The 19,616-nt window shown below is 64.0% G+C and carries 26 protein-coding genes; 1 reads left to right on the top strand and 25 read right to left on the bottom strand.

The genetic code is table 11. From position 1 onward, the window contains the following. Positions 1–2 precede the first annotated feature (2 nt). The 3 genes from ACIPY3_RS02685 to ACIPY3_RS02675 form a co-directional block, all read right to left on the bottom strand. Positions 3–1,715 carry a hypothetical protein gene (locus ACIPY3_RS02685; RefSeq protein ID WP_400329755.1) on the bottom strand — a complete coding sequence of 571 codons (1,713 nt, stop codon included), beginning with the start codon at positions 1,713–1,715 and terminating at the stop codon, positions 3–5. After that, the gene (locus ACIPY3_RS02680; protein WP_400329752.1) at positions 1,715–2,185 is read right to left on the bottom strand and encodes a hypothetical protein; all 471 of its coding nucleotides are present in this window, start codon (positions 2,183–2,185) and stop codon (positions 1,715–1,717) included. The genes ACIPY3_RS02685 and ACIPY3_RS02680 overlap by 1 nt, the downstream gene beginning before the upstream one ends. 64 nt (positions 2,186–2,249) lie before the next feature. After that, positions 2,250–2,450 carry a hypothetical protein gene (locus tag ACIPY3_RS02675; protein WP_400329749.1) on the bottom strand — a complete coding sequence of 67 codons (201 nt, stop codon included), beginning with the start codon at positions 2,448–2,450 and terminating at the stop codon, positions 2,250–2,252. A 29-nt stretch (positions 2,451–2,479) separates the two neighbouring features. Between ACIPY3_RS02675 and ACIPY3_RS02670 the strand changes: the two genes are divergently transcribed. Then, complete coding sequence (locus ACIPY3_RS02670) at positions 2,480–2,863, top strand: hypothetical protein (RefSeq protein WP_400329746.1); 384 nt, start codon at positions 2,480–2,482, stop codon at positions 2,861–2,863. Here ACIPY3_RS02670 and ACIPY3_RS02665 read toward each other — a convergent pair. The 22 genes from ACIPY3_RS02665 to ACIPY3_RS02560 all read right to left on the bottom strand — a co-directional run bounded on the left by ACIPY3_RS02665 (position 2,860) and on the right by ACIPY3_RS02560 (position 19,611). After that, on the bottom strand, positions 2,860–3,660 hold the full coding sequence (locus ACIPY3_RS02665; protein WP_400329743.1) for a hypothetical protein: 801 nt from the start codon (positions 3,658–3,660) through the stop codon (positions 2,860–2,862). The genes ACIPY3_RS02670 and ACIPY3_RS02665 overlap by 4 nt on opposite strands. A gap of 3 nt (positions 3,661–3,663) precedes the next feature. Further along, complete coding sequence (locus ACIPY3_RS02660; RefSeq protein WP_400329741.1) at positions 3,664–4,740, bottom strand: hypothetical protein; 1,077 nt, start codon at positions 4,738–4,740, stop codon at positions 3,664–3,666. 9 nt (positions 4,741–4,749) lie between these two features. Beyond that, positions 4,750–5,544, bottom strand: a complete 795-nt coding sequence (locus tag ACIPY3_RS02655; protein WP_400329738.1) for a hypothetical protein — start codon at positions 5,542–5,544, stop codon at positions 4,750–4,752. Further along, positions 5,541–7,730, bottom strand: coding sequence for a phage tail tape measure protein (locus ACIPY3_RS02650; RefSeq protein WP_400329735.1), 2,190 nt, complete (start codon positions 7,728–7,730; stop codon positions 5,541–5,543). The genes ACIPY3_RS02655 and ACIPY3_RS02650 overlap by 4 nt, the downstream gene beginning before the upstream one ends. 12 nt (positions 7,731–7,742) lie before the next feature. Then, a complete protein-coding gene (locus ACIPY3_RS02645; protein WP_400329732.1) occupies positions 7,743–8,165 on the bottom strand; it encodes a hypothetical protein in 423 nt (140 codons plus the stop codon). Next, complete coding sequence (locus tag ACIPY3_RS02640) at positions 8,108–8,464, bottom strand: hypothetical protein (RefSeq protein WP_400329729.1); 357 nt, start codon at positions 8,462–8,464, stop codon at positions 8,108–8,110. Before ACIPY3_RS02640 ends, ACIPY3_RS02645 begins: the two co-directional genes overlap by 58 nt. A 98-nt stretch (positions 8,465–8,562) precedes the next feature. Continuing rightward, positions 8,563–9,147, bottom strand: coding sequence for a hypothetical protein (locus ACIPY3_RS02635; RefSeq protein ID WP_400329727.1), 585 nt, complete (start codon positions 9,145–9,147; stop codon positions 8,563–8,565). Between the two features lie 24 nt (positions 9,148–9,171). Then, on the bottom strand, positions 9,172–9,615 hold the full coding sequence (locus tag ACIPY3_RS02630; RefSeq protein WP_400329724.1) for a hypothetical protein: 444 nt from the start codon (positions 9,613–9,615) through the stop codon (positions 9,172–9,174). Beyond that, complete coding sequence (locus tag ACIPY3_RS02625) at positions 9,608–9,862, bottom strand: hypothetical protein (protein WP_400329722.1); 255 nt, start codon at positions 9,860–9,862, stop codon at positions 9,608–9,610. The genes ACIPY3_RS02630 and ACIPY3_RS02625 overlap by 8 nt, the downstream gene beginning before the upstream one ends. Positions 9,863–9,866: 4 nt before the next feature. After that, positions 9,867–10,208: a hypothetical protein gene (locus ACIPY3_RS02620; protein ID WP_400329719.1), complete on the bottom strand. Its 342-nt coding sequence runs from the start codon at positions 10,206–10,208 to the stop codon at positions 9,867–9,869. Between the two features lie 11 nt (positions 10,209–10,219). Then, positions 10,220–10,807, bottom strand: a complete 588-nt coding sequence (locus tag ACIPY3_RS02615; protein WP_400329716.1) for a hypothetical protein — start codon at positions 10,805–10,807, stop codon at positions 10,220–10,222. Between the two features lie 15 nt (positions 10,808–10,822). Continuing rightward, positions 10,823–11,119, bottom strand: a complete 297-nt coding sequence (locus tag ACIPY3_RS02610; protein WP_400329714.1) for a hypothetical protein — start codon at positions 11,117–11,119, stop codon at positions 10,823–10,825. 76 nt (positions 11,120–11,195) lie between these two features. After that, positions 11,196–12,509: a phage major capsid protein gene (locus tag ACIPY3_RS02605; protein WP_400329711.1), complete on the bottom strand. Its 1,314-nt coding sequence runs from the start codon at positions 12,507–12,509 to the stop codon at positions 11,196–11,198. A gap of 64 nt (positions 12,510–12,573) precedes the next feature. Continuing rightward, entirely contained in the window at positions 12,574–13,332 is a 759-nt protein-coding gene (locus ACIPY3_RS02600; RefSeq protein WP_400329708.1) for an HK97 family phage prohead protease, read from the bottom strand. Positions 13,333–13,347: 15 nt separating this feature from the next. Next, positions 13,348–15,282, bottom strand: a complete 1,935-nt coding sequence (locus ACIPY3_RS02595) for a phage portal protein (RefSeq protein WP_400329706.1) — start codon at positions 15,280–15,282, stop codon at positions 13,348–13,350. Positions 15,283–15,296: 14 nt separating this feature from the next. Continuing rightward, entirely contained in the window at positions 15,297–15,605 is a 309-nt protein-coding gene (locus tag ACIPY3_RS02590; RefSeq protein ID WP_400329703.1) for a hypothetical protein, read from the bottom strand. 8 nt (positions 15,606–15,613) lie between these two features. Continuing rightward, complete coding sequence (locus ACIPY3_RS02585) at positions 15,614–17,203, bottom strand: hypothetical protein (RefSeq protein WP_400329701.1); 1,590 nt, start codon at positions 17,201–17,203, stop codon at positions 15,614–15,616. Positions 17,204–17,210: 7 nt separating this feature from the next. After that, positions 17,211–17,516: a hypothetical protein gene (locus ACIPY3_RS02580; RefSeq protein WP_400329698.1), complete on the bottom strand. Its 306-nt coding sequence runs from the start codon at positions 17,514–17,516 to the stop codon at positions 17,211–17,213. A 10-nt stretch (positions 17,517–17,526) separates the two neighbouring features. Next, positions 17,527–17,877, bottom strand: a complete 351-nt coding sequence (locus ACIPY3_RS02575; RefSeq protein WP_400329696.1) for a hypothetical protein — start codon at positions 17,875–17,877, stop codon at positions 17,527–17,529. Positions 17,878–18,044: 167 nt separating this feature from the next. Beyond that, positions 18,045–18,341 carry an HNH endonuclease gene (locus ACIPY3_RS02570; protein WP_400329694.1) on the bottom strand — a complete coding sequence of 99 codons (297 nt, stop codon included), beginning with the start codon at positions 18,339–18,341 and terminating at the stop codon, positions 18,045–18,047. Positions 18,342–18,517: 176 nt separating this feature from the next. Beyond that, positions 18,518–19,441 carry a phosphoadenosine phosphosulfate reductase family protein gene (locus tag ACIPY3_RS02565; RefSeq protein WP_400329692.1) on the bottom strand — a complete coding sequence of 308 codons (924 nt, stop codon included), beginning with the start codon at positions 19,439–19,441 and terminating at the stop codon, positions 18,518–18,520. Next, positions 19,438–19,611: a hypothetical protein gene (locus tag ACIPY3_RS02560; RefSeq protein WP_400329690.1), complete on the bottom strand. Its 174-nt coding sequence runs from the start codon at positions 19,609–19,611 to the stop codon at positions 19,438–19,440. The genes ACIPY3_RS02565 and ACIPY3_RS02560 overlap by 4 nt, the downstream gene beginning before the upstream one ends. Between the last annotated feature and the right edge of the window lie 5 nt (positions 19,612–19,616).

Here is a 19,616-nt window from a genome sequence, read left to right as displayed (position 1 = left end):
CCTTATGCGTTGATCAGCTTGAGCGCCGTAATCGACGCTGTTCCGGAATCGACCGTGGCCGAGGCCGTCGCTGTGGTGGCCGTGAGCGGCAAAGTGCCATGTTGGAACAGCTCGTAGGTGCCAGCCGCCAGCCCCGCATAAGTGCGCGTAGCATTCAGCCCCGTTGTCGCATCAGTGAGCGCAACCGTCACCGATGCCGTCGCCGTGACCGTGACCGTTGCGACCAGCTTCCGGACCGCGCCCCTCAGGTGCGCATACTTCGTTGCGAGGTCCACAGTCTGACTTACGGACGCCGCCGGCGTAATCGGTCGGAGAATGTTGTTCCGGTAGGTGCTGGAAAAGTCAGCGATCTCGAACCCCGTATGGGTAGCAATATCGATCCGGCCCGCATCTCGCTCAACCACCAGGAAGTCGAGTAGTTCCGTGAGCTTCGCCGTTGTTGTTGCGCTTCCCCCGCTATTGAGGAGGGAGGGGTGCATCATCAGGACCACACCGCCGCCGGAGGCTTGAGCGTCTGCGACGAGAGCGATAGCGGCATCAACGCCCGCGATTGTGTCCATGTTCCGGTAGGACCAGCCTGGCGTGATCTTGCCGTTCAATGGCTTTACCTGACCAGGCCGAAGCCCGGAAATGAACGCATGAGATCCCATCAGCAGACGGCCGGCCTCCGTGCTGTAGAGCGTGGCCGGATCTTGGATCGAGTTCAGCCCCGCAAATTCCGTACCACCAACACCAGGCATCAGGAAGCCCTCAATTGCAAGCTTGGGAAGCGCCGACCGCAGAGCGGTCAGAGAGTCCACCAGCTCAGTCTTGAGGCCGGCTGACGTCGCCGCGTCTCGGTGCGTTTCGCCGTGGTTCCAGATCTCGTCGCCGTCATTCACGCACCAGTCCTGCACCTCAGTAAAGGTCGTGTTATTCGACTCCGCCGTGCTGTTCGCTGTCGTGTAGACCCCAGAGTTCAGCGCAATGGCAGCGATCAGGTTCCGCAGACGCAAAAGAGGCTTGATAATGGCCTTGTAGTTGTTCAGGCCATGATCGAATCGCAGCACTACCAGAGCTTTGCCGCCCGTACCCCGAACTCCCCCACGCCGATCCGTTGCCACCCGCTGCAGAACGTCGGGAGCAGACAGGAGAGCCGCAACAGTATCCGTGCTGACAGCCGCCCCAACCTCCCGCCAAGGGCTCCACGCAGTAGCTGACGTGGAACGGACAAACAGGCGAGGCACAACCTCGAAGCTCTGCCACGTTTGCGTGTGGTAAGTCCACGAGCCGTTTTGAAACAATTGCGGCGAAACAGTCAGCCGGCCCGCGCTGCCGGTTGGGTTATTCGCACCAGTTCCCGCCCAAATTGGGTAGTCGCCTGGCGTTTTGATCGTGTTGAAGTCCGTGCCTGCGGCTGGGGCCGGACGTTCCCACGACTGCAGCTTCCAGACGGACCACGTGCCGGCGTTTCGATTGCGCGCCCAAATCTGGTGCGGATTGTCGATGGTGGTCCACCGCTGAATGAGGTTCGTGCCTGTTGGCAGGACCTCGAGGACGCCCGAACCGATCGCAGGGAGCGCCGGCGTCATGGACCCCGCGCCAGCAAAAGAGGTCACCGGGTAAGCGCCCACAGTCACGACGGCGTCCAGGTTCGAGGCGTTAGCAAGCGGCGTGCGAATCCAGACGCCGGTAGCTCCCATCAGGTTTGCCAGGTACACCCACTGGTAAGCCATTAGACGTTCCTCCATTCGTAAAGCTCGCCGGTGTTCAGCGGGTTGTTAGGGTCTGTGGGGTCCTGCTTGAGCCACAGCGTGTGTTTCAGCGGCTTCTCGGGAGGCGTGAGCGAGACGTAGACCATCCGGCGGTTCCGCGGAGGCCGGCCGAAAAGGTTGGAGAATGCGCCGCCAGTAGTTGGCACCTCTAGCTGCCAATCCGGATAGTCCGATTCGCTATAAGTTTTGGGATCGGACGAGTTCACCCATCGAACGCGCAGCGTGTACCAGGACTCGTCCTGCATGTCTGTGTTCGAGGCCAGCGGAGCAGTAAACGAGCCGTCCGCAGCAGGAACCACTTTGACCGGCTCTGTTGTGTAGAGCCCGCCCGCTTTAGCGTTTGGAGCGTTGAGGGTGAAGTAGAGCACCGGACTTTTGCCGGAGAGGTGCCCAAGACCGGCGTCCCAGAGGGTGCCGATGACGTCTGCCATGTTTGCCTCCTAGGCAAAAGAAAAGGCACCCGTTTGGGTGCCCGTTTTGGGGTTGTTGTGGCGGTCAGGTGTTCAGCGTGTCTGGCGGCGTCTCTTTGGCCTTGAGCTGCAAGCGCAAGCCCTCGATCATCCGATCCTTGTAAGCGTTCGTTGCGTTGGCCGCGGATAGCGCAAGCTGGCAGTCAGCGAGCGCCTGCCGGAACTCATCTCGCTGATGTGTGAGGACGTAAATTTCCGGGTCTTGTTTTGGTATCGCCTGTTCCATTTGTGTCCAATCGTCTATATAATGTAGACATGAGAAAGATCATGGTTGTTGGGGTCCTTGCAGCGGCAGCACTCACCGGATGCGCAGCTTCCCAGGCGGCCCCCGCAGGAATGCCAAGCACACCAGCCACTACGAGCCCACACTGGGTCACCAAGGATGGTCAGCCATTCGACCCGGCGGCCGTGAAGTTCAACGAGAGCGCCGTCCCGTCTTTCGCCACTGCCGCCGCATCGATTCCCGGATACCGCACCGCTTCAACAGCAACGCTCACCGTGATCGCCCGCGACCTATGCGAGCACTACGCCGGAGGATTCAACACCGAGGATCTGCGTGCTGGTAGTGTCTCCGGCAAGGAAAGTGGCGAAGCGCTCGCTAGGCTTGGAGAGGCAGCCAAGGCCACCGTCTGCGCCTAGAAACTGGCTGTCGATTTGTACACCTTGCCGGCACCGTCCACATAGAGGTTCGGCTTGTTAGTGGTTTCCGGAAGCGCCCCAACAAAAAACACTCCGTTGGTGTTGAAGATCATTCCCTTGCCACCTCCAAATATGTCCGCCTGGCTTTCCGATACAGATACCCCGCCACCGGAGGTTCCAGTCTGTTTGAACTGGGCACCGTTTGGCGTTGCTGCCAGGTATGCCCCGTTATCGAATCGGAGACTGCCGTCAAGGTAATCAGGGTCGATCGTCACGCCACCCGCCTTGATATTCGCCCCCGTCGTCACGTTCAGGTCGTTTTTCAGGGTAGTGATTCCCTCAACGTCGAGCGTTCCGGTTGTCTTCATCGGCCCCTCGACCGTGAAGTCGCCGGCGACCGTTGTGTCCCCGTCCAAGTCAGTTACCCCGGTTACCTTGAGTGTCCCAGTTACCTCCGTAGGGCCGGCCACCGTGAGTTGCCCGGTGATCGAGGTATCACCGTTTATCGTGGTGAGCCCGTCAAGGTCCGTCTCGCCGGTCACGATCAACGGCCCCCAAATGTCCGTCTGCCCGGTCAGGCGAACAGAACCGGTTACCGTGAGAAGCCCGGAGACGGCGGCCGATCCGGTAACGCTCAGGCCGCCGTTCTCGATCGTGATCCCGCCGCCGCTATGCACCCGGATTCCACCGCGTCCGACCGCCATGTTGTTTTGATTGGAGGCGAACTCGAGAGCCCGCAGCCTCCGGAGAATGTTGGGGATAGCGTCAGAACTGTTGAGGTCGTCTATCTGCCCCATGGCTTAACTCCCTAGTAGTTGAAGTTGCGGCGTGATCTCTTTGAGGTCGAAGGCGTAGGAGATCATCCGGTAGTTGGTCCAGCCGTCCGGGATATACCAGACGCCCTTTGTGTTGAGCCGGACCAGGCCGCCCAGGGTAAGGCTTGGCACCTTGACCGAGCCGTCGACGGGCACTTTGAAAGTGACCTGGCGTGTTGGCGTGTTCGCCGTCGCAAGGTCAGCGCGCGCCCTCGCCGCCAGTTGGTCAACCTTACTGATGCCGGAGTAGCTCACTACCCGCTCAATGGCCGGGTAGTTCGCCCCAGCGAAGGACTCCGCAGCTTTCACTAGGAGATCCTCGCCGGAACCCTCACCGGTGCCGATCACCTTGTTGCTGACCTTCGCCGCGCTCTTTTTCGACTTGAGGCCGATAACCTCAGACTTGGCCACCGTGGCGTCCCAATCAACCCGGCCTTGCGTGAGATCCCCGGACCGCATGACCAGCTCGAGCTTCCCGCTATTCCACCGCGGCGGGAAATCAAGGTCCGGCCCACCCTCAGAGCTCATAAGCTCTTGGAGCGCGTCCGCTACCGAGGTGAACTTATACCCCTCGTATTCCCGGCTCTCAGTTCCAGCGAGGTCAGCCTCCCAGACGATAGGCAACTGGTAACGCGCGAGAGGTGCCGCGTCTGAGCCCTCTTGAATGACCTTCTTGGCGATCGTTGCGAGGGACAGCCCGGAATAGGTGAGCTTGATCTTTTCCGCGCCCGCCCCGTGCATTCCAAGGACGTGCCGGAATTGAAACAGCCACCAAATATCTACGCTCGAGACGCTGATGGTCCCGCCGTCGACGTCGTGCTCCGAGTCCAGGATAAGGCCCGCGTAAATAGGGGTCCCGTCCCAGTCGAAAACGAGGGCCCTCTCAAGCGGCTCCACAACGTCCGGCGTTACCAGCCGTGCGACCTTTGAATCTGAGATCTGGAAAGACGCTGAGCCGTCCGCCATTTTGTTGAGGGTGCGCCCGCCCTTGAGCGAAGCGGCCGGCAGTTTCACCCGGTTACCCCAAGTGTCCGTGCTGACCGTGTAGACGTTCCACGCCACCGAGGCCCCCTAGATGTAAGTGTCGAAAAGCTTGAGCGTTGCTGTTCCGGTGCCAGTCGTCAACGGGACTACACCCAGGGCCGTCACCACGCCGCCCGGAAGCGTCGGCGTGTTAGTTATGCCAAGCCCGCCGTGGATGCGCACGCCACCGACCCAGAGCTGCCCGTCCGCGTAGTCGATGGTGTGTGGCTGCCCGGATACCAGCGGCCAAATGACGTGGAAATTTTCCCCCCGGAAGGTCAACCGGTACCCGCCTGGCATATCCCCAGCCACAACAAATTGAGGCGTGGCTTCCGCGTTCCCAAAATGTCGGACACCGGGAACGACGCCGCCGCCAACCGTGGCTGTATATGTCCACACGTCGCCGAACTTTCGGGGGTCAGGGCACCAGACCTGGACCTGAACCTCTGCCGTATCCCTGGCGATCTCCTCAAACTTGGTTTTCGAGGCGAGACGGCAGTCAGCCCAGCGCGTTTCGCCGTTCTGCACAACCTCGATCCGCCCCAGCTCGCCGCCGGACAGCAGCCCGGTCACTCTCTCGCCGATCTGCTGCAGCTTGGCGTTCGAGTCCGTGAGCGCGTACGAATCAAGAGATACGACGCGCGCGGACCGGTACGCCTGCCGATCGTAGGAGCCATGCTGGTTAGGAATGGCTGAATCGTCCAGGCGCATATCCACGCCGTCAGTCCAGCCCTTGAACCCCCGAGGTTTGAGAACAAGCTCGGGGGTGGTGCCGGCCTGGAGTCCTCGCCCGAAGAACTCGAGGCCGGCAATGGTCACCTTGAGGTCGCCGCGGCTGCTCATGCGTCCAACTTCCTAAGCTCGAAGGCCATTTGATCGCCGGAGATCCGGCCGACCGTTTCTTCCGACATTCCCGGCTGCGTGTGGATGTGCTGCTCAACGAGCGGCCCGTCCCCTCCGGAGCCCCTCGAGCCTGAGCCCGCGACGTCGTACTCACCGAGCCCGTAGGCATTGCCGGAAAGTTCAACGCTGCCACCTTGGATCCCGTTCGCGATCGTGTCCGAGACGCCGGACAGTTCCCGCTTGAGATCCGGGATGCCCGCCCGGATGCCTTTGCCGAGGCCGGTCATAATCCAACCGCCGGCAGGGATCAGGAGCGCGAGGTCGTAGGCTTTCGGGCCCTTGTTGTTCGCGATCCATTCGCCGATTCCGCCGACAAAGTTCTTGACGTCCTCGAAGCCTTGGGTAAGGCCCTTGAAGAATCCGTCGATGATCTGCCCGCCGGCGTCCAGGAGCAGGGTGCTCAGGTTGCCGAGCCCGTCGAGGATCATCTGCGGGACTTGACCGACCCAGCCGACCACCTCGCCGAATTTCTCGACTGCCGCGTCCTTGACGGACAGAATCCAGAGCCCGAACTGGACGTACAGGCTCGCGAGGGCCATAAGCCCGTCGAGGATCATTTGCGGGACGTTGCGAATCCAGTCAACGATCGCCGTAAAAATCCCGACCGCCGTGTTCTTGGCATTCTCGAAGATCCCGCCCCAGAAAGCAGCGAATCCGGCCCATATCCCGTTCCACCAAGCGACGAAGGCGTTCAGCCCATCCGTGAGCCAGCCGACGAAGCCGCCCCACACTCCGCTCACCCAGGCCACCACGGCGTCCCAGTTAGCGACCAGGAGCACCAGCCCGGCAATAAGTGCCACAATGCCGAGGATGATCCACGTCATTGGGTTAGCCAGCAGCGCCACATTCGCGACCCACACCGAGGCCGCCCAGGCAATGAAGGCCCCCACCAGGGTTGCGCCGACCAGGGTTGCGAAAGTCGCGATTACCCACTGGTTTTCAGTCAGCCAACCCGAGAAGGCCGTTATCGCCGGCATGGCCGTCTCAGCGAAGGACATGAAGGTGGTTTCGACGGACCGCTTGAGCCCCTCGAGCGCGGTACCCGGCCCGGAATTGAGCTGGGTACCGAAGGCGTCAGCCGCCCCCGCCGTGGAGTCGAACTTATCCCCCATTGGGTCCATCATCCCGAGGAAGTTCGGGATCTGATCGGCCCCGAGGTCCTCGAGTGGAGTACCAAAGAGGGCCAGAGAGGCGGCCGATTGAGCTGCTGGATCGTCGATGCTCTGCAGGCCGTGGACGATCTCGCCCATGGCCTGATTTGCGGAGTCCCCGCCGGCCAGGAGCCGGCGCGTCATATCCTCCGTGTCCATGCCCATCGACTCGTACACGGCAGCCGTTGACTTGGACATATCGGTCGAGCGGATCTGAAATTCCTTGACCGCATCGCCCATTTTGTCCATGCCGATAGCACCGTCAGCCGAGGCCGCAACGATCATGCCCATGGCCGTTTCGCCGTCGATACCCAGGCCGGCGAAGTGCTTGGAATACTCGTCCATGATCGGCAGGACCTCGCCGCGGACAGATGCCGGCACCTTCTGCATGGAGGCCGTGATCATATCCATGGCTTGGTCAGCGTCTTTGGCCAGCCCGTTTTTGATCAGGATGCCGGCAGTTGCGGAGGTCTCCCCCACGCCGACCTCGAAGGCTTCCTGAAGGTTCAGCGCCTTTTCCGTTATGTCCTCGAGGTCCGAGGAGGAGGCTTGCCGCATCCCGCCGATGGAGGACATAACCGAGCCCACGGCCGCGTTTACGTCGGTCAGCGACTCGCCGTAAGCGCCGGCGTAGAGCGAGCCGGCAGCCTCACCGGCGGCCGCGGACTCCGCAGGGTTGAGCCCGAGCTGCGCGGCTGTTTTGTTCCGCGCGTCCGAACTCTCGATCGCCGAGGCGAACCCATCAGCCAGGGCCAGGCCGACCGCTGCAACGCCGCCGGCGAGGCCGGCCTGGAACCCACTGGAACCGAGGACGCCGGAAAACTTGGCCCCGAAGGTTTGCCCCGACTTCTCAGCGGCCTTGTTGCCGGCTTTCTCAGCCTCCGGGACCAGCTGCTTTGTAATCGTCCCCTGCGAGCCCTCGAAGGAGGGCACCAGCGAAACATACGCCGCCGCAAGCTCCACAGCGTCCGCCACAGCACACCGCCTTTACTGTTTGTTGTTCCACCAGTCGTCAAAGTCCTTGACCGGAATGGGTGCCTTGCCGAACCGCTTATCGCCGTTGTCCTGCCCCGGCCGCTTGATCCGCTTGGGCTTTGGAGCCGAGCGCTTGCCCTGCCGCTGCCAGTTGCCAGCGGCGAGGAGATCCGCAACCGTCGCCATGAGATCCGCGAGGACCGCACCGTTCGCCCAAGCAGCGAGGTCCGGCTGCAGGGCCCGGATAAGCGCGGTAGAGGGCCCGGAGTTGCGGACGATCACGAAAAGGTCCCGCCACGAAAGAGCCGGAGTACCGAGATCCTCGATACTCCGGCCAATGACCAGAAGGTCGTACTCGACGGCCTCCGCTTGTTCCTCTAGGAGGAGGCAGAGGCCGCAGATTCCCCCACCGTGATGTTCGACGCCTTCTGCCACTCCACGAGGATTGCCCCGAGTTGGTCGTTGTCCACGACGTCCACCAAGCCCGGCGCGTACTTGTTCAGAAGAGTCAGCTGCAGCTCGCCGAGCTGCCCGAGTTCCGCCTCGGTAGGCTTCCGGCCGGCGTCCTGCGCCGCCTTGATCGGCTTGGCCGCTTCCGCGAGCTTGCCGCGCATACCTACCGGGATGAACTTGAGCAGCGGCAGCGTCCACGTTTTCCGCTCGCCGGGAACTTTGATGGGGCCGAATTGGTTCTGCTTGATCGACGCCTTAGACGCCGGAACCTCAAAAGTCATTGCGGGACCTTTCAGAGATGAATGCGGGGCCAGTTTTGGAGGTGGAGCGGGCCAAGGCCCCGCGCAGCGAGCCCGCCCCACCGGTCAAGAGCTGCCAGCTAGGCAGTAAAGACGCCGTCGTCCGTGTAGACGTAGACGTGAGTGCCGGAGGCGTCCGGGTAGGTCGTCATGGTGCACGGCCAGGTGATCGCGCCGGACTTAGTGAAGGCCACCTCGCCCGTTTCCGTGACCTGCCCGTCCGGGACAACCACGAGGACCCGGTTGTCGCCGTCCTTGATCCGGAACACCCAGGACTTGCGCGGCAGTTCCTCCGCCTTGAGCCGGGCCGCGAGCTGCTTGCCCGACGTCGCCGTGGCGGCCGTAACCGTCACGTTGTCGTCGCCGAAGTAGTTCTTCAGGCTCTGCTCGTTCGTCTCGAGGTGCGCCCAAGCGATCTGCGCGCCGAACTCGTTCAGAATGGACCGGATGATCGCGCCCGACCAGTCCCGGATTACCTCCGTGGAACGGTCCGGCGTGAGGTTCATGCCGTCCGCGGAAATGTAGCCCGAGGACTCGAAATCCTCTTCCAGGACGTCCAGCGCGTCCGTCGGCAGCGGAGTGCCAACCGGGGCCGACAGAATCGGGCCCGTAGTGAGCTGATCGGGAGCACCCGTCAGCACGTTAGAAGCTTTTACCTCGCTCATTTTTGCCCCTTTCAGGCAGGAGATTTACGACGCCCGGACGACTTGCCCGCGCAGTGACACCGCGTAAGTTGCGGAGTACCTCGCCCGGCCCGTTATGGGGTCCGGATCGTTGTAGAAGCTGAATGTTTGGACTCGCGAGCAAGGAACCCCAGCCATGGCCCCCAGCCGCTCCGCGAGGCGCATGAAAGCGCCGGCCCGTCGAGCGATCGCCGAGGCCCTCAGCTCGTCCGTTGGAGAGGCCGCCCAGGCCGTCAAAGTGAGCTGGTGGACGTCTACCGTCTCGTCACGCGCGGAGAGCCCTGTGAGCCGCACGACGACGGCCTCCGCCGGCGGCTCGTAACCCTCGACTTCCGCCGGCAGGCTGCCGACGAACTCGACGCCCTCGAAATCCGCCTCGGAGACGAACAGCGCCTGGAGGTATTGGATCGCCAGCGTTTCGCCGTCTGCCGGCTCGAGGATCTCAACCACGGCCGGCCCCGATCGCTCTCGTGAGCGTCTTATCGACGGCCTCGCGCTTGGCTGCCTCTTTCGTCTCCGTCGCGACGGTCACGCGGGCACGGTTAGCGCCCACCGTCGTTTTGGTTCCGACTCCCTCGCCGGCCGCGGCCGCGATCGCTGCCCCCCGCCGGGCGAGGTCAGCGGTCACAGCTTGAGAGCGGAGGATCTGCCGGAAGCCCTTGGTCTTGAACACAATCCGCGTGACTTTCGCCGGCATGGGATCACTTCCAATCAATGAGGAACAGAGCGACGTGATCGAGAGCGCCGGTCGGCGAGTCCCAGACCAACGGCACACCGTCTACCCCGTACAGACGGCCGCGGAACTCGACCGCCGAACGTTCATCGACGGCGGTTCCGGGAGGAGCGAGGACGGTCCAGCGGATTGTGGCCGTCGAGCGGCCGTCCGGGACCAATTCGGGGGACGCGCCAGGCTGCACGCTGCAGCCCGGCACCGTGGTGCGAGTTGCTGCCTCGCCGTAGTCCGGCTTCCGGACGTTCCGCGCGTCCGTTGTCCAGGCAGGAGCGACGACCACTATTTCTTGCGTTGCGAACGACGGCAGCACGCCGGCCCCCCCTAGATTTTGAATGGAGCGAGGACGTCGAGGTCCCGCTGCAGGAGTGAGAGGCCACCGGACACGCCCGGCGCAGTGGTGGCCCAAGAAATAGACACGGTGCCCGCTTGCTCGCGAGTCGCGCCCATCGGCGAGGAAAGCGCGTTGGCGACAACCTGCTTGACGATCTGCCGAACGTCCTCGGCGTCGGCCAGGTCGAAACCGTGGCGCACCCGGACCGAGACAGCCCCGAGCCTCGAGGTCCACCAGCCGTCGCGCAGCTCGAGCATGCCGGCTTTCGAGGCGTCAACCACGGCTGGATCCATAACGGTTCCGCCGTTATCCACAGACACGACGGACAGGAGACGGCCGGTAGGCAGCAACAGCAGCCGCCCGCCCGGACCGTCCCCCACCAGCGTTTCCTCGAGGACCGGCGCAATGTGCCAGCCCGCGTAACGCCGAAGCCCGGCCGATGCCCCCTTCAGGAGCGGCTCGAGTCGCGGATCCGCAGCCGCTACTTTGCCGTTCGTCCAGGCGGAGAACTCCGCGGCAGTGACGAACGCCGGCAGCCGGAACACTTCCTCGTCCGGCTCAATGATGGTGGTAGTCACAGCCGGCCCCCTCCGTTACTTGTTGGCCGCAGCAGCCCGCGACTTGTTCGCCGGCGTCTTGGCTGCTTTCTCCGCCTCAGCGGCAGCAGCAGCATCAGCGTCCGCCTTTTCCTTTGCCGCAGCCTCAGCAGCAGCAGCGTCCGCGGCCTCCTTGGCAGCAGCAGCCGCGGCAGCCTCCGCGGCCGGGTCCGGAGCGGGAGCCGCGCCGACGAGATCCGCGTCCGTCAGGCCGCGAGCTTTCGCGTCCTCGTCGGAGAGCAGCAGAACCGTGGGAAGTTCATTGATCGTTGCGTTGTACTTGTTCAGAGCCACGAGGGCACCGCCTTTCGAGGTAAGACGATTGAGGGCCCCACCGAAGCAGGGCCCTCAATCTTGGGAAGTGTCAGGACTAAGCCTGAGTGTCAACCTTGACGAAAGCGGTGGGGCGAGTGACGCCGAAGGCCACGCGCTCCTCCGCCAGAATGGCGACCATGTTTCGGATGAAGAAGTCCGCGTGGGAATCCGTCATCGTGACAGTGGTCTGCTGACGGTCCCAAAGGACCGCCTTGGAGTAGTCGCCGAGCAGGCCCTCGCCGGCAGCGACGGCCTCCGTCTCCACGATCGGAACGCCCCACAGGGTCCGGGGGCCCATGGAGAACGGGCCGGCACCCAGGAACTTGCCGGTGGAGCCGTTCTCGCGAGCAAGGTCGATCGTCTCGACGTCCACCGGGTTGAACGCGAAAGCGTTCGGAACCACGCGGCCCACAGTGCGAGCCTTGGTGATTGCCTTACGGGACGTCGTGAAGATGTCCGTGTCGAACGCCTGCGACTGAATGCCGGAGGTCTGCAGGATGCCGGGCAGGTTCTCACCGGAACCGTTGCCGTTCATGATCTGCGCTTCCTCAGTCTCGGCGATGTCCTTGCGGAGTTCGTCGTTGATGAGGCCCTGGAGCTGACCAGCGTCAGCAAGTGCGCGCTTGGTGGCCGGCACCCACTCGGCGATGGTCTTGACCGTGGCCGTCTTGCGCTCGAAAGCCCAGGAGCCTTCCGGCTTGTAGCCACCGCCAGCAGGCAGAACCAGCGCGCCGGCAGTGCCGGGAGCGGTAGGAGCCGCAGAGGTTGTGGCTTCCGGAACCGGAGCGGCCGCGTTGGTGTGCGCCGTCTGGACGACGTACTCCACGGTGTCCGAACCGGTGGTGCGCTTGCTGATCATGTCGCGAATGGTCAGCGGCCGGCGGCCGAGCATTTCGAGGATGCCCGTCTGCTCCGGAGTGACAAAGACGCCGGCGGAGGTGTCAGCGACACCGGTAAACAGCGACTTGACCGCGATCGGGTCCGACTGGAACCGGGAGCGCTCCGGCACGCCGCCGTTCTTGAACGGGGCCATGGCCGCCTTGAACTCCGCGGAGTTCACGATCTCGAGGCCCAGGTCCTTCACGCGGCGAAGCGTGCCGGCGGCATCCTTCTGCCCGTCCAGGTCCTCAGCAGCAGCCGGGCCGATCTCGTCGGCCAGCTTCTTGGCGTCCGCGAGAATGGCCTCGTCCGCTTTGGCCGTCTTGATCTGCTCGAGCAGCTCGCGGCCCTTGAGCATATCGGCCTTGTAGTCCGCCTGCTCTGCTTCCGTGAGGGAACGGCCCTCAGCGTCGGCCTTTTCGGCGATTGCGAATGCACGGGCAGCAGCAGCGGCCGCGGCCTCCTGCAGGTTCTTGAGCTTGGTGCTCATGGTTGCCTCCTCTAGGCATGAAAAAACCGCCCGGCAGGTGCCAAGCGGTTAGTTGTTGGATTACTTAGGAGATCGCGGCGAGTTCCGCCTCGAGCGCCTTACATGCCAAGGTCCGTGCGGACGGAATCGGGGTCAGATCCTCCGACTTGACGGCAGCGCCGCCCTCGTCGTTGTCCGGCCCGTTACCGTTGGCCTTTTCTTGGTCTGTCGCTATCTCCGCGGCCGCAATGACCGCGCCGATAGCGTCCTGCGCGGAACGCAGGGAGTCGATATGCTTTGCCGCCAGGACGCGGCCTTCCTTGATCCCGCCGGCCATGAGGTCCGCGAGTGCCTTGACGGCCACAACCGAGGTGTCCTGGTTGGCACCGATAGGCACGAACGAGAACTCGTAAACCCGGAGCTTCCGCAGCTCGTAGGCTTTCGTGCCGTCCTCCAGCTCCACGTCCGCGCCCTCGAGCACGTCGTAAGCGAAGGAAAGCTGGTTGAGTCGGCGACTCTTGACGAGCCGGTAGACGTGGGGGCCCTTTGGAGACTCGAGGTCGAAAACACCCTTCACCCACCAGCCGTTTTCGTCCTCGCCCATTTCCAGGGCACTGGCTACGTAGTAGTCCGGGTCGTCCATCCGGTGCCCGAACAGGCCAGGCAGGACGTTGCCGGAGTCCGCCCATTCCTTGATCGTGTCCAGGAATGCACCCTTGGCCACCACGTCGCCGTAAGAGTCAGCCTTACGGATGAAGGTGGACGGGTAGACGATGAACTCGCCCTCTTGGAGCCCGTCCGCCGGGCCGGCCTTGAACTGGACCGGTACGCTCTTGATTCTCATTGCTCCCCCTCCGGGCTATTCGATTGATACGTCGACGGTGCACTCACAGCCGGCCACCTCGTCCGGGCCCTTGACCGGATCACCCGGCCACTTCATGCCGTTCGAGAACTTGGCATCGATCGGCACCGTTTCCCCGTCCAAGCGCGCGTGGCTCTTGCGCGGATCAGTGGAGGTAGTCCGCCACGTCTTGACCGTCCGGTCACGCGCAAGCTGCTTGCCTGCCTCAGTCAGCGCGAAAGCTCCGACCGTGGCAGCGAGGGCCCGTCCCGCAGCGCCCGAGCGCTGCCCTTGGGCAGCCTCGAAAACAGCAGCGGGGCCCGGCGCGTCCTCCGAGTCGTCGGCGATCGCTTTCTCGAGCTGGGTCCGAGTGGCCTCGTTTACCCATTCCGCGCGAGAGTCGACTACGGCCTTGAGGAACTCGACCGTCCGGTTGACGTCGTAACTCGTCGGATCGAAGCCGAGCGCCTCCGCCTGCTTGGAACCGAGCGCGGAACTCATGGACAGCGCCAGGGCGAACAAGTCGTCGGCGAGTTCACCGTTCCACCGGTCCGCGTCCCACCAGTCACCGCCGGCACCGATCGCGGACAGGACCACCGCTTTCTGCCGCTTGAAGAAGTTCTCAAACAGCGCGACGGCCTCCGCTTTCTGCGCGTCCGTGAGATCTGGGCCCTTGTTTCCCGAGGGCCCGGCCTTGAGTGCACGCATGGGGCCGGCGGCCGCCCCGTCCGGTGCCGAGTCCGTCGGCGAAGCCTGCCCGCCCTCGATCACGTTGAGCGGAACGATCAGCTCGTCGCCGCCCTCGATCGCCGGCAGGTTGTTCATGGCGCGCGCTTCGTTGCGCGTCATGTACGGCCCGCCCGTTGCCGTTTGCAGTTGCGCGGCTTGCTCCTCGAAGCTGCCGCGGAGCTTCTCCTCGAGGTTGAACTCGAGATAGAGGTCCTCAGAATCCCCGAACTCCGGCAGCAGTTGGAGCATAAGCTCCTGGGCAAGCATCTTGAGCCAGGGGCCCAAAGTGTCCTGGTAGAGGTGCTTGTGCTGCTCTTTGATGTTCGAGAACGTCGCGGAGTCCATGACGCCGACCATTGTTGGCGGGATGAAGTACGCCGCGGCGACCTCCTCGCGCGCCAGCTTCCGAACCTCGACGTATTGCAGATCCTTGGCCGACTGAGACGCCGGCACAAACTTCATGCCGTCCTCAAGAATCGGAGTACCGCCAGCCTCCGGTCCGCCGCCCGTATATTGCGCACGCCAGGACTGCCGGAACCGCTCGCGCGCCTCTTTGGACCACGCCGATTGATTGTTGGCAGGAGCCGGACGCTCGAGGTAACCCGAAGCGCGGGCACCGTTGCGGAGCGTCTGCTCACGCATCCGGCCGGCCTCGTACTCCTCAGCAAGCACACGGCGGAGAGACTCGAGCGGCGACGTGCCCGCAAGGTCACCCTCCGGCGAGTAGCCGCGGAAGTTCACGATCATTTCGGCCGGGATTGGCTTGGTTCCGTTGGAGCCGTACAGCTCGAATTTCTCCGGGCCCCACCAGGTAGCGCCGATGGGCCGGACGGATACGGCAGGCAGCCGGACCACCCAGAAGCCGCCGGCCTCCGACTTGAGCTTGAGCCAGTAGGCCCGGTCGTAGATCGCGAGATCGCGGACCGTGCCGTCCATGAGCCGGTAAGTCGTGGTGCCAGGGTTAGGCCGGCCGAGGAGTCGGGCCAGAGGATGATCCCGGACCCGTTCGCGGCTGTTGTCAGCCTTGCGCCGGTAGACGTGGAGGCCGATGCTCGCAATGTTCCGGCCCAGGAAGTCCACAACGGTCCGGACGGAACCGTGGCTGCGCCAAATGGCCGAGTAGTCCGGCGTGTAATCGTCGGCGAGCGTCATGGCCGTCCGGACGCCCGAGACACCCGCCGAAGTCAGGGCCCGCAGCGCCCCGTCAGTAATGACGAAAGCCATAAGTCAGCGCCCCTTTACAGTGCTTGGATGAAATCGACGTGCTCAGATTGGATGACGGCCTCGCCGTCGATTGCTGCCGGCTCGTTGCCCTCCTCGAGCAGCACGGCGTTGCGGAGGAACAGCAGCGGTCCGTCCTTGCGGATCAGCACGCCGTCCACGGCCCGGCCTGTCTTGAGGTTGACCACGCAGCGGCGAGCCACGACGACTTCCCAGGGATTCGGGGCCGGTTCCGGCGCAGGTGCCGGCTTCCGCTGAATCTTCCACATGCAATAGACGCAGTAGAGGACGGACAGAGCCACCAGAACGGACACGAAAATTTCCACATCGACCCCTAAACGATCATCAAATCCCCGTCCTCATACGCGGATTCCGTAACAAGTTCGGCCGGCTGCAGGACGTCCCACACGGCACCGGACACAGCCATGAGCGGAGCAGCTCCGAACGGCGACGCCTGCCGGTTCCAAGCCCACGAGTCACCGAGTGGCTTAGTCACCGCCGTGCCTGCCGCAATGTTGAGGAACGGCTGCGGCAAGTGATACACCCGGACCGGCCGGTCCGCTTCCGTTTCCCCAAGCTCAAGGTCCGGGGTCCAGACGTGGGCCCGGACGGCGTCGTAGAACTTGCCGCACCCGACGCCCAAGTCAGTACCGCCCCACTCGATCACCTCGAGGAAAGGGATCTCCTTGAGGTCCTCGAGCACGCCGGTAACCGGAGCGCCTCGAGCTTGGACTACAACCCGCATAGGCCGCTGCTCCGATGCCCGCGACTTGAACCAGTCCACGAGCCAGCCGAGCCCGTACTTGGACGCGACCAGCTCGACGTGGAGTTCCCCGTCAGCACGCCGGCCGGCGGCTGCCACGAAAGACCGAGTGCGGTCGTGCTCCGTGTCCACGCAGTAGGTAACCGGATTCTCTGCCGGAATCTCAGACCGGACGTCTTGGCCGGCCTCCCAGGAGCCCGAGGGGAACGGCCCCTCGGTTACGCCGTCGTTCCATTGGCAAAGGACCTCAGTCCGGAACACCCATTCGGGGTCCGTCTTGCAGGCCGAAGCGATCGCGCGCTCCGTGATGGAGTAGCCAAGCGACGGATTCGCCGCGGCCCAGCCGTCGCGATCGTCTCGAGCGCAGCCGGGAGGAGCTGACCACTCGAAGATTCCGAGCGCGTCATCCTCGAGATCCCCGACCGACTCCTCGAGTTCCTCCTGCTCCTCCGGAGTCGTTGCCATGAGCAGTTCCGGGGCCAGGCCGTCCGAGTTGATGCCGTCCGGATCACCGAGCGAGGCGTGCGCCATTTTGCGCAGGTACCGCAGCACGATCGAGGAGGCATCCCCGGCGTTGGAAAGCGCAAGGATCAGCGCGAGGGCCCGCGCCATCGTCGTCTTGGTGATAGCGCCCCAGGCGTCCCACGACTGATGTTCGCGCAGCTCGTCAAGGAGGATCAGGTCACCGGACAGGCCACGGCCGCCGCGCCGGCTCGCTGTCTGCACTTTGTAGCGCTCACCGGTCACGAGATCCAGCGACTTCTTGCCGTTGGTCTGGTTCACCTTCTTGATCTCAGAGGCGAGTTCCTCGCACTCCTCCGCGATCTCGACCGCACCCGCCCAGACCTCCTCCGCAATGTCGAGGTTCTGCGCCGTGCCGATCACTAGGCGAGCCGCCCGAATGTACATGAAGAACAACGCGAGCACTTGGGCGAGCGTCGACTTCCCGTTCTGCCGAGCGACCAGCAGCACCACCGTCCGGAACCGGAAGGACCCGTCCGTGAGCAGCTCGAGCGCGTGGATCAGAAACCACTTTTGCCACGGAAATAGCGTGAGGTTTAGGACCTCCTCCGCGAACTCGATGCAGGCGAAGCCGGCCGAGGTTTTCGGGGTCAGCCTCCGCAGCGGAGGCGTGTAGATCCGCGGGACCTCATGGCCCATGAGTTTCTTAGGCTCCGCGCCTCGACTTCCCGCCTTGGACCGAGCGGAGCTGCGCGAGCTTGCCACCGCCGCTCTCCTTCTTCTCTGGCAGCTTGGCCCGGCCCGAAGGCGTCAAGCCCAACTGCTCGCACGCCTTGAAGTACAAGGCAGCCGTTACGTTGTCGAAGCGCCCGTCGATCAGCGGGTAGTCGGGATCGTCCATGCGCTCCGCGAGCTGCAGCAGCGCCGCGCACGCTCCGTCGTCCATATCAGTCAGGACGCCGGCCCGCCGGGCAGCTTGCACCGCCTCGTTGGTTTGCTCCCAGATCTCCACCGCGTCCGCCTCAGAATCCCGTCAGGACACCGACCCGGCTCGTGTTGAGAGCCGGCCAAATATCCGCCAACCGGTCCGGCGAAATGCCGACCGGGACAAATGCGCGGTCCGCGGCCCAGCCACGATGCCCGCGACTCCGCAAACCGTAAAACCGGATCTCCCCACCGGAGCCCTTGAACCGGAATGACTCCCGCCCGGACGTCCGCCGCAGGTCCACCGCGTAGCCTTCCGGCAGGTGTGCCGCGAAAGCCTCGAACAGCTCGTGCGCTTCCGCGCCGCCAGGGGCGAACACCGCAACCCGCTGACCGAGCGCGGCCGCAGCGTTGAGCGCCGTGGCTATGTGTTCCTCGTGCATGCTCATTTCCCCGCCCGTCTATATCGAATTGACTCAGAACTCAGTGCGCGCGCCCGCGCGCGCGACCCCCTCCCTCCCTGCCGGGGGGAGACTTCCACTGCCGGCAACTCGGGCCAGGCCCACCCGGCGGTAGAGATTCAGACCCCCCTACCCCTATGGCAGCGGTTGAGGGCTCACCACACGCGAGAGAGGAGGCCGAGGCCCGCAGGTGGTTCTCTGTTGCCTCTTGCTTTGTTGCAGCCGAGGTGGGACGGGGCGAAGTTCGCTGGGTCCTCGCGGAGTTCCGGGTACTTGGACCAGGGTTTCTTGTGGTCCGCGCTGAAGGACAAGGGGTCGTCCTTTGGTGCGTCGTAGTCGATAGGGTCACCGCATAGCCAGCAGTCCCGTATGCGTTGAGCCCGTAGGTCCGCAATGATCCGCTTCTGTGCTGCCGTGTTCCGGCTTGTGACGTGTGCACTACCCCCGGCCATGGGCCCCGCCCCCTATGGTGGACACCCCCCGGACATGGGAAAAGCCCCCGGCCGTGGCTTCCCCTCCACAGGCCGGAGGCTTTTCGCGCGAGTTGCAGGAGAGACAGCTCTAGCGCTGTTGCTAAGTGTTGCGTGCACCCCAACGTCTCGTCAAATTGGACACGCGCCCACGCTACCTAGACGCTCTCCACATCAAACAAGGCCGGCTGGTTCGACAGCCCAGACCGCCGAGCCTCGATGCGCGCGTATGCTTCCCGCACCCGTTCCGACACCTCGCCGCGCTTGCTTGGGTCAGAACGGAAGTCGCAGCTGGAGCACAGCGGGCCAACTGCCGAGGCAGGCCCCCCGTCACGGTAGGCACCCCAGCCCCACATGCACCGTTCTTCCGGTACCTTGCCTGCCTCGAGCAGGCGCACCTCGAGCGCGCGGATCTCCTGCCCGACGTCAGGGTGCAGAGCCTCGATCCTCTCAAGCTCGCCAGGTTCAGCAAAGGCCCCACATAGGCACTCGCCGCTCATGCCCAGCGCGTCCGCTACCTCGTTGCGCGGCAGATCGACAAGCCCCCGGTACTCCGCCATATCCTCGCTGGTCCAGTTCGCCAGCGGAGACACCCAGATCACGGACCCCTCGCGCTCGTACTCCGGCACGTCTGCCCGCCTTGCCGACTCAGCCCGGCGACGTCCTGCCAGGAACACCACCCGCTGCTTGTATGGATCAGCGACCAGGCGACGGCGCGCCTGCCTCAGTCCTCGCTCCTTGAGCCGTTGGTACATCTTGAAGTGATGCGCCGGGCCCGGAAACCCTTGTTCCTCTACAAGCTCCGCATATGACGCCGGCGGCACCTCCTCAAGCAAGGGCAGCCCCAGAACGGAGCAGCGAGTCCGGACGAACTCCCTGGTGGCCTCGATTCCGATTGTCGTGTTGGCATGGATCGCGTGAGTTGCCACGCCTTCCCGCACCATGAGATCCGCGAGAACGTGCGAGTCGTTCCCACCGCTGAATAAGACGGCGCGCCCGACGATCTCGTGCTCGCCACCATGAGCGGCGAGAGCTTCCGCCAGTATCCGACGCGCGTCCACGATCTTCTCCGCCAGGCTCACTTGCCACCGCCCGTCCGGGCCGCTACCTCGTACACGTCAGCGAGCGAGTAGACCGTGCGCCCTCGATCGTCACGGCCTCGCCGCTCGAGATCCCCGCGTGCTGCCCAGCTCCTCACGGTGCCAGGCTTCCGCTGCACCGCGGCCGCGGCCGCCACAGTATCCACCAACACCAGTG

The sequence above is a fragment of the Paenarthrobacter sp. NPDC089714 genome (genome assembly GCF_044748905.1).
Lineage (GTDB): Bacteria > Actinomycetota > Actinomycetes > Actinomycetales > Micrococcaceae > Arthrobacter.
This window is presented reverse-complemented; position numbering and strand designations above follow the sequence as displayed.

Excerpts from the sequence above, each read along its gene's own strand:
- ACIPY3_RS02625 (WP_400329722.1), bottom strand. The coding sequence starts at position 9,862 with ATGCCGGCGAAAGTCACGCGGATTGTGTTCAAGACCAAGGGCTTCCGG.
- ACIPY3_RS02670 (WP_400329746.1), top strand. The coding sequence starts at position 2,480 with ATGAGAAAGATCATGGTTGTTGGGGTCCTTGCAGCGGCAGCACTCACC.
- ACIPY3_RS02685 (WP_400329755.1), bottom strand. The coding sequence starts at position 1,715 with ATGGCTTACCAGTGGGTGTACCTGGCAAACCTGATGGGAGCTACCGGC.
- ACIPY3_RS02570 (WP_400329694.1), bottom strand. The coding sequence starts at position 18,341 with ATGGCCGGGGGTAGTGCACACGTCACAAGCCGGAACACGGCAGCACAG.
- ACIPY3_RS02600 (WP_400329708.1), bottom strand. The coding sequence starts at position 13,332 with ATGAGAATCAAGAGCGTACCGGTCCAGTTCAAGGCCGGCCCGGCGGAC.
- ACIPY3_RS02640 (WP_400329729.1), bottom strand. The coding sequence starts at position 8,464 with ATGACTTTTGAGGTTCCGGCGTCTAAGGCGTCGATCAAGCAGAACCAA.
- ACIPY3_RS02575 (WP_400329696.1), bottom strand. The coding sequence starts at position 17,877 with ATGAGCATGCACGAGGAACACATAGCCACGGCGCTCAACGCTGCGGCC.
- ACIPY3_RS02635 (WP_400329727.1), bottom strand. The coding sequence starts at position 9,147 with ATGAGCGAGGTAAAAGCTTCTAACGTGCTGACGGGTGCTCCCGATCAG.
- ACIPY3_RS02655 (WP_400329738.1), bottom strand. The coding sequence starts at position 5,544 with ATGAGCAGCCGCGGCGACCTCAAGGTGACCATTGCCGGCCTCGAGTTC.
- ACIPY3_RS02595 (WP_400329706.1), bottom strand. The coding sequence starts at position 15,282 with ATGGCTTTCGTCATTACTGACGGGGCGCTGCGGGCCCTGACTTCGGCG.
- ACIPY3_RS02585 (WP_400329701.1), bottom strand. The coding sequence starts at position 17,203 with ATGGGCCATGAGGTCCCGCGGATCTACACGCCTCCGCTGCGGAGGCTG.
- ACIPY3_RS02680 (WP_400329752.1), bottom strand. The coding sequence starts at position 2,185 with ATGGCAGACGTCATCGGCACCCTCTGGGACGCCGGTCTTGGGCACCTC.
- ACIPY3_RS02675 (WP_400329749.1), bottom strand. The coding sequence starts at position 2,450 with ATGGAACAGGCGATACCAAAACAAGACCCGGAAATTTACGTCCTCACA.
- ACIPY3_RS02665 (WP_400329743.1), bottom strand. The coding sequence starts at position 3,660 with ATGGGGCAGATAGACGACCTCAACAGTTCTGACGCTATCCCCAACATT.
- ACIPY3_RS02605 (WP_400329711.1), bottom strand. The coding sequence starts at position 12,509 with ATGAGCACCAAGCTCAAGAACCTGCAGGAGGCCGCGGCCGCTGCTGCT.